The sequence below is a fragment of the Candidatus Avoscillospira sp. LCP25S3_F1 genome, assembly GCF_052117125.1.
Taxonomy (GTDB): domain Bacteria; phylum Bacillota; class Clostridia; order Oscillospirales; family Oscillospiraceae; genus Avoscillospira_A.
Genome location: NZ_JBQKJT010000005.1, coordinates 139,920 through 154,127, shown reverse-complemented (window position 1 = coordinate 154,127; position 14,208 = coordinate 139,920). Strand labels below are relative to the sequence as shown.

13 protein-coding genes are annotated in these 14,208 nt (G+C 52.0%); 2 read left to right on the top strand and 11 right to left on the bottom strand.

Annotated elements, in window-relative coordinates; genetic code table 11:
• Positions 1-2: 2 nt before the first annotated feature.
• From ACTQ33_RS06110 to ACTQ33_RS06060, 11 genes are all read right to left on the bottom strand, one after another.
• Positions 3-1,199, bottom strand: coding sequence for a hypothetical protein (locus ACTQ33_RS06110; RefSeq protein WP_441463029.1), 1,197 nt, complete (start codon positions 1,197-1,199; stop codon positions 3-5).
• 41 nt (positions 1,200-1,240) lie between these two features.
• Entirely contained in the window at positions 1,241-3,358 is a 2,118-nt protein-coding gene (locus ACTQ33_RS06105; protein WP_441463027.1) for a glycosyltransferase family 2 protein, read from the bottom strand.
• 152 nt (positions 3,359-3,510) lie between these two features.
• Positions 3,511-4,335 (bottom strand): flagellin N-terminal helical domain-containing protein, encoded by an 825-nt coding sequence (locus tag ACTQ33_RS06100; protein ID WP_441463025.1) that lies wholly within the window; start codon positions 4,333-4,335, stop codon positions 3,511-3,513.
• A gap of 248 nt (positions 4,336-4,583) precedes the next feature.
• On the bottom strand, positions 4,584-4,772 hold the full coding sequence (locus ACTQ33_RS06095) for a YjfB family protein (RefSeq protein ID WP_441463023.1): 189 nt from the start codon (positions 4,770-4,772) through the stop codon (positions 4,584-4,586).
• A gap of 6 nt (positions 4,773-4,778) precedes the next feature.
• Complete coding sequence (locus ACTQ33_RS06090) at positions 4,779-5,027, bottom strand: carbon storage regulator (protein WP_441463022.1); 249 nt, start codon at positions 5,025-5,027, stop codon at positions 4,779-4,781.
• The gene (gene fliW, locus ACTQ33_RS06085) at positions 5,027-5,473 is read right to left on the bottom strand and encodes a flagellar assembly protein FliW (RefSeq protein ID WP_441463020.1); all 447 of its coding nucleotides are present in this window, start codon (positions 5,471-5,473) and stop codon (positions 5,027-5,029) included. Before fliW ends, ACTQ33_RS06090 begins: the two co-directional genes overlap by 1 nt.
• 22 nt (positions 5,474-5,495) lie before the next feature.
• Positions 5,496-6,101, bottom strand: a complete 606-nt coding sequence (locus ACTQ33_RS06080) for a DUF6470 family protein (protein ID WP_441463018.1) — start codon at positions 6,099-6,101, stop codon at positions 5,496-5,498.
• Positions 6,102-6,164: 63 nt separating this feature from the next.
• Positions 6,165-7,223 carry a flagellin N-terminal helical domain-containing protein gene (locus ACTQ33_RS06075; protein WP_441463016.1) on the bottom strand — a complete coding sequence of 353 codons (1,059 nt, stop codon included), beginning with the start codon at positions 7,221-7,223 and terminating at the stop codon, positions 6,165-6,167.
• Positions 7,224-7,244: 21 nt separating this feature from the next.
• Positions 7,245-8,909 (bottom strand): flagellar hook-associated protein FlgK, encoded by a 1,665-nt coding sequence (flgK, locus tag ACTQ33_RS06070; protein WP_441463014.1) that lies wholly within the window; start codon positions 8,907-8,909, stop codon positions 7,245-7,247.
• 13 nt (positions 8,910-8,922) lie between these two features.
• Positions 8,923-9,390, bottom strand: a complete 468-nt coding sequence (gene flgN, locus ACTQ33_RS06065) for a flagellar export chaperone FlgN (protein WP_441463012.1) — start codon at positions 9,388-9,390, stop codon at positions 8,923-8,925.
• Between the two features lies 1 nt (position 9,391).
• The gene (locus tag ACTQ33_RS06060) at positions 9,392-9,550 is read right to left on the bottom strand and encodes a flagellar biosynthesis anti-sigma factor FlgM (protein WP_441463175.1); all 159 of its coding nucleotides are present in this window, start codon (positions 9,548-9,550) and stop codon (positions 9,392-9,394) included.
• A 438-nt stretch (positions 9,551-9,988) separates the two neighbouring features.
• Here ACTQ33_RS06060 and ACTQ33_RS06055 point away from each other — a divergent pair, with 438 nt between their 5' ends.
• Together ACTQ33_RS06055 and ACTQ33_RS06050 are read left to right on the top strand one after the other, a co-directional pair.
• Positions 9,989-10,387, top strand: coding sequence for a bacteriohemerythrin (locus ACTQ33_RS06055; protein ID WP_441463010.1), 399 nt, complete (start codon positions 9,989-9,991; stop codon positions 10,385-10,387).
• A gap of 41 nt (positions 10,388-10,428) precedes the next feature.
• Positions 10,429-14,166 (top strand): EAL domain-containing protein, encoded by a 3,738-nt coding sequence (locus ACTQ33_RS06050; RefSeq protein ID WP_441463008.1) that lies wholly within the window; start codon positions 10,429-10,431, stop codon positions 14,164-14,166.
• The last annotated feature ends 42 nt before the right edge of the window (positions 14,167-14,208 follow it).

Below are 14,208 nucleotides of genomic sequence, written 5' to 3'. Positions count from 1 at the left end.
CTTTAGTCTTTGCTGAGAGCGAGTAACTCTTTTAAGAATGTGGTAACTTTTTCCGCTCCTTGCGGTCCCAGATGGTCTTGATCCAAATAATCTTGATCGTCAAAAATATCGGCATCATGAAAGTCAAGAAACTGATAGGTTCCTTCAATGGTATCCAGTGCTGCAAAATAACGCTCTCGAAATTCCGGCAGCAAATGTCGTAAATAGTATTTGGTTTGCGGCATACACAAGATATAAACCTCAACACCAATAGTATTACATAATGTAACAAATTGATTCAAAATTTCCTTATTTTCTTCATAGCTTTCTATATGGCGAAGTAATTTATTATGATCACGGCAACGTTCCACAGCAAATGCATCTTTAACCATAGGTGACAACAGATGCCAAGTCATTTCATCGGAATGTGTTTGGTCAAAAGTTGTACGGACAAACCTACTGTTCATTTCCCAGCTCGTTTTTTCTGCATTATATACAAAATTTTTTGACAGCTTTGCACTTTCACCATTTTGCTGCTGGTAGAGTAGACGACAGTAAAAATCCATTGCTTTTTCTTCATTTAGAAAATCCATATCAGCCGACAGGTAACTCTGTGGTTCCAAATTGTTTAAATTGGAGGCATGGTGTGCATCCTTTAAAATTGGGTAATAGGTATTTGTGATTAAACCTTGGGCATATGCTGAATTTGCGCGAGAAATATCAGAATAAAACCAATAGTATCCGCTAGCCAAGACAACCTGTTGAATATTGGGGTTACTCTTAACCACAAGCTGTCCCAATTTGCAGGTATAATATATGTCTTGCGCATCTAAGCCCAAATTTACGCATTGTGCCCCCAGTTGCTGCGCTGAAATACCATATTTTGCATAAGATGAGCCTAATACAATTGTGTTTGTAGTAAGTTTCTGCACTGTTTCCAACGCAAGCTGTAAATAACGCCACTCTGAATGGCAATATGCCTGCCAAGCACAGGCTATTAACACTTTCTCTAATTGGTCCCACAATACTATGGGAACATTCTGTACTTGTGAATATTTCCAGACTTCTTGTGCAGCAGCCATGTCTGCGATAATTACTAACACAGTGCCTTGCACCAAAGGTTCTTGTGGAGAGAACGTTTTTAGCACTACATTGTCGGACAAAAATGATTGTAATGTTTGCCTCTGTTGCTCTTCCAGCCGATAACTATAAATATACAACTGTTTTCCTCCTGTTTGTCCTATAATAATCGCAGGATTGATTACATATTGCCCAAATTTGGATCTTCAATCAAAAACTTCATCTTCTGGTATTGTTCACTGCTTTTTAGCATGAACACCATAGGAGAATTCTCCGGATATTGGGCCAACATTGCACGTACCTGCTTCGCCATTGCAATCAACTCTGGTGTAATGCCTGCTCTCATTCGACGTTCCTCGGTCACACGTTTGGCTCGCTCTGTCATAAACAGAATCATATCACGCATATTGGGCGCTAAGTTCACCAAATCTTTTAATATGTGAACACATGTAGCAGCATTATCCGCTTGCAACTGCGCCTCTGCCCGTACACAGCCGTAAGCAAATCGATAGCGCTGCGGCAATATCGCGTGTACATATTCCGATTGCAATACCTCCATGGAGTACACTGTTGTCAAAAAGGTTTCTGTTGCCTTGCACAGCGTCACAAGCAATTGCTCGGACAGTTCTGTGTTTTTCCATTGAAAGCATGCACACGCCTGTATCAACAGTTCCATCCGCCAAGTTGCCATCCTAGCATCGGAAGCTTCCAATTTGTTGATAAAACCCAGAAACTGCTTTCCCACATTATCCATGTCCCCGGCCAAAAACTCGCTGATCCCACAAATGTCTTCGAAATCCATCGTACAGAACAGCGCATCAGGAAACTGTATGCCCGATTCCATTATTTTTTGAATTGCTAAAAACGGAATGCCTTTCCAGCTTTTGATGGATTGAGCAATCCGCTCTATTTCCGCTGTATCCGTCGATGCCATAATAGCCGCTGCAGGGGCAAAACTATCATCTTCAATTCCTTGCAGTAACTTCACAGGAAGCTGGTATTGATTGGAAGGCAAAAACAAACCGGTCAATGCCTGGCGCAACGCATCCCGCCGACGCCATTCCTCTTGAGTGCTCGGCTCGTCCTGTAAAATCTGCCTGGCATCTGCACAGAAATACTTTGCCACATCGATTTTTTCCGTCAATTTGGCTAATAGATCTACTAAATCAGCTATATTGAGATCACACACAGTACACAGTGGAATCTTGTCTAATACTTGCATGGCCAGTTCCGAACGATTCAAATAATAGCATGCATCTGCCTGATACAAAGCAATTTTTTCTCGGGAAATATCCGAAGCACAATTTAATGTAGCTGTAGCAAATTCATCAATGCGCAATTTCCCCTGGTCTAGTTGCTGGATACCCTCCCAATACGCATCGGCAGCTTTCAGGCACAGATTCCACTGGAGAGAGCGATTGTAGAATTCACATAAAATTGCGTTAATATCAATTTTGATCAAAGCTGAATCAGCGTAATACTTAAAGGCTAGATCAATCCACTCCTGCACCTCAGGTATACCCGTACATACCCCCAGATCAATAGCACTTCGCAGTAAACTGGCGCCTTGCTGTTCCCAACCTGGAGCGCCTGAGCGAATAAGTGCAAGTCCTCGCTGAATATATTTTAACTTTTCCTGTGAATTCCGGCTGGATTCTATACACTGCACAATTCGCAGCGGATCTTCCGGCGATTTTTCCAGTTCTTCTTGCAGCAGCCGCATATTTCGCTCCATTTTGCTGCGTGCCTGTATCCGTGTATCAAAGGCATAGCCATCATGCCATAAAATAACCGTAGACAAGTCATACATGGGATCATCTGGTGATAAATTAAATCGCTCATGAACCTTTCCTTCAAAACACAATCCCGGAGTTCGGCGAGCCAAGCGAGGAGACAAAAACGAGATAACCGAGTCTTTATTTAACGTGCTGTCTTTAAAATTTGATATGGTTATCATACCATACTTTGCCGTTGTTTCCGGCATACGCAAAAACTCTACTAAATCCTCGATATTGTCATCCAGATATTCATCCGCGTCTACAGAAAGATACCATTTGCCGCTGCACCGGTCCAACACCGCATTGCGTGCAGCCGCAAAGTCATCTTGCCAGGGAAACTCAAAATAAATATCCGCATAGCGGGCCGCGATCTCTTGTGTGCCGTCATTGGAACCCGTATCTGCGATCACCAGTTCACTAGGAACGGCTCGCCGCAGCGGCTCTAACGCTTTCAAACATTTTTCCAGGCAGCGAATTTCATTTTTTACAATCATTCCGATGGAGAGCAAACGTTCAGACATAGTAATCACCTTTCTAATTTTGACAGGTCGCAAGAACAAAGGTACATGCTCCTTTGTTCTTGCCGCCTGTCATCAAAGATTATAGAAATGCGGGCCGGCCCAAAGAGCCGGCCCGCACACCATGAATATAAAACTGCTGGCTGGATATGAAATTACTGCAGCAGCTGCAGCACGCCCTGCGGCACCTGATTGGCCTGGGCCAGCATAGCCTGAGCAGACTGGATGAGGATGTTGTTCTTGGTGTAAGCCATCATCTCTTCTGCGACGTCCGTATCGCGGATGGTGGACTCTGCATCCTGAATGTTCTCGATCATGACGCCCAGGTTGTTGATGGTATGCTCCAGACGGTTCTGGTTGGCGCCCAGCTTGGAACGCATTTCGTTGACGAACTTGATACCGGTGTTGTTGATTGCAGAAATAGCCGCAGTCGCACCAGCCATCGTCGCGATGCTGACAGCACCACCAGTAATGCCGAGGGATGCCAAGGTCAATGCACCGATGGAGAACGTCAGCGTGTAGGCGGAAAGCGCTTTCTCACCGATCTGCAGCGTAACAGTATCCTTTGTAAAGATCTGCTTACCGTTGAAGTTACTGGCGGTAGAAATACGGGTGATTTCATTCTGCAGCTGCTTATACTCCTGATCCAGGTACTTCAAATCAGTATTCGAATCATAGGTGCCGTTGGCAGCCTGGGTGGACAGCTCCACCATACGGTTCAGCATATCGTGGACTTCGGTCAGGGCGCCTTCAGCGGTCTGCACCATGGAAATGCCGTCCTTAGCATTCTTCTTAGCCATGGTCAGGCCAGTGACCTGAGCACGCATCTTCTCGGAGATTGCCAGACCAGCAGCGTCATCGCCGGCGCGGTTGATCTTGTAACCGGAAGACAGCTTCTCCAGGTTCTTGGACAGTGCACTGGTATTGGTGTTGTAGTTGCGGTAGGCATTCATTGCCATAATGTTGTGTTGGATACGCATAATAAGTTCCTCCTTGAAAATATTTCAGGACCAGTTCCTTCTCGTCCTGTGTGATTCCACCGCCATCCGCAGGCCTTCACAGTTGACGGTGGATTGCTTACATTTTATATATCGTACGTTCGGGCAAAAAGTTAAGGGAAAATACGAAATTTTTTTCCGCCTGGCAAAAAAGTCTCCCTTGCCCTTGTTGTGAAAAAAGCGGAAGCGCACTTTTCCGGCGCTCCCGCTCCTTGATACCGACTGGCTACTTATGCGTACACGTCGATATACATACCCTTAGCCGGCGCACTCTGCTGCGGCAGCATCTCCAACAGGCCCTGCAAGGCCAGTTCTTGGCTGTCCATGGCCTTTTTGGTCATGGACACAGAATACTGCTGCATAGTCTGGGCGTTCGACATAGTCATGGATGCCGAAGCCATACTATTGATCATATCCATATTGGGTCATTCCTCCTTTCGTTGCTCTGTGGAAAACAGCGCATTTTCCAATGCTGTCACCAGGGCAGCATCACTTGCTGCTGCTTCTTCATTGGCCACCATTGCCTGCTGCAATTCGCTGCGCAGAATCAGCACATCCTTTGGCGCGTCAATGCCTAGATTTACCGTACCATTGGGTTCCATTCCCAGGACCGTCACAGTGATGCGCCCGCCCAACAGGAAGGCTTCACCCACTTTACGCCGCAGTACCAGCATCAGCCGCACCCCCCGTCGGAGAACTCCTCCAGACGATGGCGCATGCCATAGTGGTCGGTCTCCAAAATAGTTTGCATCGCCTGACGGGTCTCTGCATTAACCGCCACAGGACAACGAAGATTGACTGTGCTGGCCCCTACGGGTTGCCGTACCACACAGAGCACATAATAACATAGGTCCTCGCTACGCTCCACCTGCATTTCCCGCAGCTCTTCCGCCGTCAACACCGGGGCATAGTTTGGATTCAGCGAAAACGGATTCATGGCCACAAAGGCCAAGGATGGCGTCTTTAAACTTTGAAAGCACAGCATATTTCCGTCGCTTCCCGCAAAGGGCAGAAGCAAAAAAGACTGCTCCTCCTCAAAACCAAACGGCCCTTGTGAGAACGTCAAGACATCCTCCGGTTCATATTCCACAATGCCAAAATATTTGGTGTCGGTTTGCAAATGGGCACCCTCCTATCCGCTATCAGGCTTTCACATCCACCGGTTCATAATTGGGGTCTGAAGACGGCGGTACATATAGCGGACCGCCTACATACTTAATCACTACATCGGGTCGCTGCGTCATAGTGAACTCAATATCCCCCGGTACAAATGTAAACTGCATCTGTTCCATCCGCCAGTCAAAATTCAGCTTATCCATCTCATACCGGACGCTGAGTTCGCCGCCACTCCAAGAAATCTCGGGGCCTGTCGACGGCAAAAACTGAAGATTCAAATCAGCAGGACGTTCCAGCACCGCCTGTCGGGCCAGGTTTGGGATGACCTGGCCGTCTACTGTGGCTTCCATCATCATGCGGCCCTCCCGTGAAATGCTGGCCGTGGCCTCATAAGCAGCCTGACGGCCTGTTCGCGCACTTTGCTCAATGCTCCGCATGGTGGTAGGTACAATGGAGTTCCGGGCCTCAAAGGTGTCGATCTTTACCTGGATGGGTTGGCTGCGAATTTGCAGACCGCCTTTATCCCGGGAAATCTCCAAATTGGCCGTTCCCCTGGCATACTCCAGCCGGGCATTGGCCACTTTCATTTGAATTTCTATCGGTATGGTTTGTATCTCAATCAATGGCTGCATTTCCTATGCGCTCCTTCTATCTGCCTGATCCTTCAGGCGCTCGGCATCTTACTTACAAATGTTTTATTTCAGATAGTCCATGAGAGATTGTGGAATCACGTTGACACCCACCTGCAACGACGCGCTGTAGCAGGTTTGTGCCCACATGAGTTCTGTAATGGCGTCGGCCGGGTCTACCATTTCCAAATTGTACCGTTCCGTGTTCAATGCATCAAAATTAGACTCCAGTTGGGTACCATTGGTATTCAAAAAGCCGGTTTTGACATCTATCTCAGCATGTTTGTCAATAACCGCTTTTTGAGACGTATCAAAAGCGTTGACCAACGCCTGGGCCTGGTCATAGTCAGGATTATGGTCATAGTTTTCAAACACATCTGCCAACCGCAGCATAATGGATGCCAAATTTTTCGGGTTCCCGTCATCGTCCACGCCGTAACCCAAAATATCAATGCCAGAAATGGCAGAATCAAAAGCCGTGGACTCAATCACCTTATTGTTATTGTCCAACGCGAAGCCCAGGCCCACATCCACAAACAGCGGGTCTTCCTCCGCCCACTGTTTTAGAATATCCCTGTTTGTTATAACGGTACCGTCCGGTTTTGTCTCGTACGTCTGGTCCAGTGTCCCGGTTTTATCAATATACACGCCCCGGTAGGTAATATAGCCGTCGTCGTCAATAGCAAAGGGTGGGTTCCGATTATCGGAACCGGCAAAGATATAATCGTCGTCATATTGGGCGTTCATACTCTGTATGATGCCCTCCGCTGCACCCCGTAGCACCAGCGCCTGAGAATCAAGGTCATCCATTGCATTGGTACCATTCAGGCCCTGTAGTGCCGGTACTCTGCCCAACTCATCGGACAAATCATCCAAAATGCCCTGGATGTTGCTCCAAGCCGTCTCAAACTTACTGGTCACCATCTGATTGTTGGAATGCTGGGCCTGAACGGCATTCAAAGAACTGTGCACCTTAAACGCCCGGGTGGCCGCTGCCGGATTGGTGGCATAGGAGTTAAATTGGCGCTGTGTCATGACCTTAGTCATGGCGTTATTCATCAAATTCGTGTTGTTCATCAGATTATTCTGATAGTTATAGAGCATTGCGTTGGTAGTGATGCGCATAATCTTGTCTCACCTCGTATCTCACATAGCCATAAGGGCGTCCAGTGCTTCCTCCAGAGTAGTCATCAGACGGCAGGCCGCCGTATAGGCTTTCTGATAGACCATCAGGTTGGTAGCCTCATCATTGAGGTCCACGCCGGAGACGCTCTCCCGGCTCATATACAGTTCGTTCTGGGTAATGCTGTAGTTATTCAGCACTGCCGTGGTACTCATTTGATCCTCGCCCAGTGTGGACTGAATATGCAGCAGCATATCCTCAAAGGTGCCGGAGTAAACCGCGCCAACAGCAGCATCGCCATTTCCCGGCACGGTTTCCGGAACAACAGCCTTAGGATCAAATTCATGAGTCTTATTAAACAAATTCAAAAAGGCCGCCAAGTTGGAGTTATCGCCGCTGGAAGCACCAGGATCCCGCGTAGCAATCATGGAAACCACGCCGTCATTCCATGCCTTGGAAACGGAAATATTAGCAGCTGTGATGCCCTCAATGTCATTGCCGTTGCTGCCTGTACTAAACAGGGCACCTTCCCCTTTTACGGCCGGGTTATTGGGAACCGGGTTGGCCGCATCCGCGTTGATCATGTTCAACGCGTTCATCTGCTCAGCAAATTCCTGAGCCAAATTATCCAGCACCTTACGGTAGTAGGGAATACCACGCTTACTGCCGGCCTCACCATCCACATTGTTCACATAGTCCTGTCTGCTGTACTCGCCGGACTCCGTCAACAGCTCCCGCAGGGATTGCAGGGAACCATAGAGGTCGTTGTCTGCCAGATCCGCACCTGCACCCAGGGCGTTATTTTCAGGATGTATCCGTCCATTGCCGTCCAGCAAGTCCGAAACGCTGATATCATAGTTGGGGCTGCCATTGGAACTGATTTGCGTACCGTACACACCGTCGATCAGCGTATTTTTACCGCCAGTGCCCAGGGACACCGTCAGCTTCTCCACCTGCAGCCCCGCTCCGATGTCTTCCATGGAGTACTTGACATCAATTTTCATATAGCTGCTCAGCTTATCCAGCTGGCGGTTGCGCTCGTCCCGCAGCTCCAGAGCGGGATCCCCGCGAATTTCTGCTTCCCGGATGGTTTCGTTGAGATCGCGGACATTTTTGAGAATATTATTGATATCCGCCACATTTTGTTCAAACTGCGTATCGTATTTTGCCTGCAAATCTTCCAGTTCTTTGGCATATTGGTTAAACAGGGTGCACAAAGCCTTTGACGACTCACGGATCATGCCGTCATAGCCGTCGATGCCGTTGGTAAGGGCCTTGCTGATCAGGTCCCGCAGATCGTTCATCTGCCGCAGAATCACGCCATCGTCCTGATCCTCGTCGGTGCTGCCCTTGCCCACCTCATCCAGAATGCTGGCAATGTCATTGAGGCCCGTCAGCTTCTGGCTGGCCGAGCCCACGTTGGCCGAAGCGCCCCGGTACTGCAAATCCAGGCCCGGGTCCCGCAACTGGACCACGCCAGCGGTGAGAACGCCCTGGCCAATTCGGACATCGTAGATGGAATGGTATTTATCCGATGCCGAAGAGCTCAGGCTCACCAGATCCAGGCGCTGGCGGGTATAGCCCTGCGTATTGATGTTGGTGATATTGTTGCCCGTAACGTCCAAGCCCGACTGAGCCGCATAAATGCCCAGTCGTGCCACGCCAAAGGCGCCAAATGTTCCGCTCATATATGGTTCCTCCTCAAGCCCTGATATCGGTCCGCATGGTTCTGGGGGGGACGGTGGGTTGTGCGCCGTCTTCGGGATCTGTGGCGACGCCCCGCCGCTCCAGCTCTCCGTTGACTCGCCGCAAATCTGATTCCACCACCGCCCGGGCGGCGTCCTGCGCACTGCGCAGCTCCTGTCCCTGCCGGATCAGACGCTCCACGGCCCGGCTCAGATCGCCGCGGCAGGATTCCGGGCAATGGCCCGCCACCTGCCGGATGGGTACGCCGCCAACGCCCAGCGCTTTCGCCATATTGGCGCGCTTCTGTTCCAGTCCCCGCAGGGCCAGAGACGCCGCCTGCTCTCGCTTCATACAGTCGTTCAGCACCTCCAGATCATGGGCCCGTACGGCTGCAATTTTTTCCGGCTGCAGGGCCGTCAGGTCCCGCAGCGTCTGCTCCAAGTCCTGAAGCATCTGTACATAATCGGTGAATTGTACCGCCATATCAAACCTCCCGGTATTCCGTCATCATCATCCGCGCCGCAATTTCCCGGGCGTTGGGCTGATAGGTGCCGCTGGCAATCCGGCTCTTAAGTTCGGCCAGTTCGGCATGGGTAGGGCGGGTCCGAACCTGGCGAATAATCCGGCTTACCGATTTCTGCACTGTGGCTTCCTGGCTGTTGGGCTGGGCCGACAGCTGAAATTGATCGAAATTCGGCTGTTTGACCGTCTGCTCCCCATGGGTCGGGGTTGGAAGGCCGCTATGGGCCGCAGTGCCGGATACCGGGTAGGCTCCCGGAGGCTTGATCCCTTGAAACATTGCGCATCCTCCTCTGATCCGTCCGCATCCGCCTGATTCTGAAATGCGGCGGGCTCGCTTACCGGTCGTGGTTCTTGTACTATACTTATCGTCTTCTTCCCCGGAATGTTAAGCGTCTGCACCCAAAAAATCAGAAAAACTTTTTTTCTGATCTGCAAAATATCTTTTCCATTTCCCATTAACATTCCGGAATATATGCCGATATAAATAAAGAATATCCATTATTCCTAGTTTGCAGCTATGCTGTACAACACCATTCTAAAAGAACAGGAGACCAGTTCTATGCGTTATGAATTGACAAAAGATCTGCTCACCGGCAATGCGCTGATCGACTCTGAACACAAGCAGTTATTTGACGCTATCAACGCCCTGCTGGACGCCTGCGCCCAGGGAAAGGGCCGTGATTCTCTTCCCAAGACCGGCCAGTTCCTCAACAGCTACGTCACCAAGCACTTCAGTGACGAAGAGCAGTTGCAGGTCTCCAGCAAATATCCCGGTTATCCCGCCCACAAGACGTTCCACGACGGCTACAAGCGCAAGCTTCAGGACGCCACCAACAGTCTGGTGCGCGATGGAGCCACCGTCCGGGCCCTTGGTGAAGTCAACCAGCTGGCCGGCATCCTCATTTCTCACATCCGTACAGAAGACCGGAAGCTGGCCCAGCATCTTCGCGGCAACTGAGGCCGTGCCCCTTGGGGCGGCTTCCAGGAAGGTTGTAGATCATGGAGAAAGATTTTCTGGCGTATTACAACATACTGAACTTTCTGACGGACAGCACCGGCGACTACTTTTTTCTGCTGGATATAGCCGGAGAGAAGCTATATATCCCCAAGCAGCTACATAAGACGCTGGCACTGCCTAACGCTGAAGCCGATTACTGCACCTTGCCGGAATGGTTCGGCATCGTATGGCCCCAGGATTTTACACGGCTGCAGGAGGGGCTGGTTCATGTCCTCTCCGGTGCCTCCGCCGACTATGACGCCGAGTACCGGGTCATGGACCGCACCGGCGGCCTTCTTTGGATCAATTTCTGCGGCAAGGTACATTTCGGCAGCAGCGGCCATCCCCAGTGGATGATGGGCCGTCTGGCCATTTTGCCCTCCCACAGCAAGGCCGATCACCTCACCGGCGCATTCCATATGGATGTGCTGCAGGAGGAGATCAAGCAGCTGCTGGAAAGCGGGCAGGATGGGTTTTTACTGGTGCTGGACGTGGACGATCAGCAGGCCATCAACCTCAAATACGGCCAGACCTACGGGGATCAGCTGCTGAAGCAGGTGGCCGATTCGCTGGAGGCCGCCACCGGCGGCTCCCAGCGGATCTACCGCATGAACGGCGACTCCTTTGCCGTCAATCTGCCGGGCCGCAGCAGCGGCGAAGTCCGGCAGGTCTTTGATCAGCTGCTGGTCCGGTTGCGGAACCAATGTACTCTATCCGGCGGCTGTGTCCCATACCAGACCTACCGGGTTCCCGATGAATGCGTCCTGTATCAGTACGCCGAGACCGCGGTGGACTGCGCCAAAGCCCACGGCAAAAAGATGCTCTGGTTCTTTTCCGCCGAGGACTACCGACGAGAACTGGCCGTTCTGGAACTGAAAGAAGACCTGCAGCGAAGCGTGGACAACGGCTTTGAGGGGTTTTCCGTGTTCTATCAACCCCAGGTGATCTCCCATACCTACGCCCTCCATGGTGCGGAGGCGTTGCTGCGCTACAATTCGCCCCGTCTTGGCCCGGTCAGTCCTGTGGAATTCGTCCCTCTGCTGGAAGATATGCGGCTCATTTGCCGGGTGGGTCTGTGGGTGCTTGCCACAGCCCTGGAGCAGTGCCGCATCTGGCGGCGATACCTTCCCAATTTCTCCATGAGCGTCAACGTGTCCCACGTACAGCTTTGCGACGCCGATATCACCAACCAAGTGCTCCAGTGTGTCCAGCGCAGCGGCCTGCCGGGCAACGCCTTGACCCTGGAACTGACCGAGGGAATCCAGCTGCTGGATTCCCCGCACATCAATGCGATTTTTGCCCAGTGGAAGCAGCAGGGCATTGCCATTTCCATTGACGACTTCGGCACCGGCTATTCCAGCCTGCAGCGCCTGGAGGAAATGGAAATCGAGGAAGTGAAGATTGACCGCTGCTTCGTCCGGGATATCCATAAAAGCGCATACAACTACCGGTTTCTCGGCAATATGCTTCAGCTGGCAGAAAGCAGCCGTATTCGCGTCTGCTGCGAGGGCATCGAGACCGCCGAGGAACTGGCTGCTCTGGAGGAGCTGCGGCCGCGGCTGCTTCAGGGTTTTCTCTTCTCCCGTCCCATCAGCGCCGCCGACTTTACGGCCCGCTATTTTGAAAAAGACTCTCCGGCTTATCAGGCCCGCCTGGAGCAAGAGCACGGCTTCCGTCGTCTGCTCCATAACTACGATCAGGTACCTCTGGCGGAACTGGCGCCGGATGATCTGGCCCAGGCCGTTCTGGACGCAGAAGAGGACATTTTTTACATCAGCGATCCGGAGACGTATGAGCTCTACTATCTCAACCCCGCAGGCCAGCAGCTCTTTGGCGCGCGGGATTACCACGGCAAACGATGTTACAAGGTTCTGCAGGGGAGAGACAGTCCCTGTGTCTTCTGTGTCGGCGGCCAGCTGGATACAGATCGTTTTCTCATACGTGACCATATGAACGAATACTGCGGCCGACACTTCATCCTGCGCGACAAGCTGATTCTTCTCCAGGGAAAGGCTGCCCGGCTCAGCACTGCCATCGACATTACGGAGCAGGAACTGACCAGCCGGGATGTCAAGGATCGGCTGGAGTGCGGTAAGCGCATGGTGCAAGCCGCCGAACGCCTGTCCGAATGCCGCTCGTACCACGAAGCCGTTCGGACGGCTCTGGCCATTCTGGGCGACTTCTATCAAGCCGACCGGGTGTTCCTCTACAAAGCCCCCTGCGGCCCGGCGGAATGCTGGACCGCCAGCTGCCGTTGGGAGCGGCCGGATCTGCTGCCTCGGCCGCCGGAATTGCAGAGTCTCCCGCCCAATCCCCTGCGACGCTGGGTGGAGATGTTCCAACGGGGTCAATCGGTGATCACTCTGGGCGCCGGCCCGCTGCAAACACCGGAAGAGCTGGAGCTGCTTCACACACTGGGTATTTCCCAGCATCTGGCTGTCCCATTGCTGCGGGAAAAGAAGCTGCTGAGCTTTGTGGGCATCAGCAATCCCCGCCACTGTCCCCACAACGACGCCCTGGCCCGAGTTGTGACCCGGCTGCTGGTTACCCGTATGGGCGAATCGCGGTTACAGCATCATCTCAAAGAGCTGAGCCGGTCCAATTACCGGCATATTCTCAGTTCTATGGCGGTAGGCCTGTGGACCATTCGCATGCCTTCCGACGGACGTCCGCCGCAGATGGTGGCCGACGAGACCATGTACCGCGTTTTGGGCGCCCCCACCTCGCTGACACCGGAGGAGTGTTACCAGTTCTGGTACAGCCGCATCAACGCCGGCTATTACAGCTATGTCCATGACGCCGTGCGGAGTATGATTGACACCGGGCAGAAGGTGCAGCTGGAATACATCTGGAATCACCCCAGTCTCAACGAGGTTTTGGTACAATGTACCGGCATTCGGGCCGAAGACGACGGCGATGGCGTTTGTCTACAGGGCTATCACCGCATTCTCAGTGGCACCCACTGTCCGCAATTCCTGCCAGAGCTGGACAAACGGGAGTTATTCGAGTACAATGAGCTAAAACAGACCATCTTCTTCCATACAGACCGGCATCTGATCGCCGGTGAATGCCGCCATGAAAACGGTTTTCCCCAGTGCTGGATTGACAATCACATTGTCCATCCCCACTTCGCGCAGGAGTTTCAGGCTGCATTTTCCCGCGTGTGCCTGAAATCCGATCTGGTTTTGCCGGAGATTTTGCTTCAGTCCAAGGGCGGCACCTATGAGTGGTTCCAACTGGCCCTGCGGCACCCCGGACAGGAGGAAGTGGATCTGAATACCATGGTGGTGTCCGTGGAACCCATTGGCGCCCAGCGGGTTCAGCAGCTGGGGACTATGCGGATTCAGCGGTTTTACCACGCCGTTCTGTCGGAAACCACAGCCCACGCCGAGGTGGACCTGGAAAGCGGTCAACTGCTTTCCGTGGGCGGACTGTGGCGAGAACTTTCCCAAGATTATCGCAACCATTCTGATCACTTTATCCGGATCCTGCAAGACCAGCTTGCCTCGTATCTGTCCCCGGAGGACCTGACGTTGCTGGACGATTATCTGTTCCGAGAACGCTGGTCCAGTTTGCTGGAGCGCAGCGATGAGGCCCGGCGGATCATCTTCCGGATGCCGGTGGATGGAACAGAGCGGCGAGTGGAATTGGTTATTCACCTGTTCCAGGAATCCATGACGCAGAGCGTTTATGCTCTGCTCTATATCCGCAACTGCCGGTGTCAGGAAAGCCCCGACTGAGCATCCCACTGTCCCGCCGTCGCAGAACGGCACTGTTCGCAA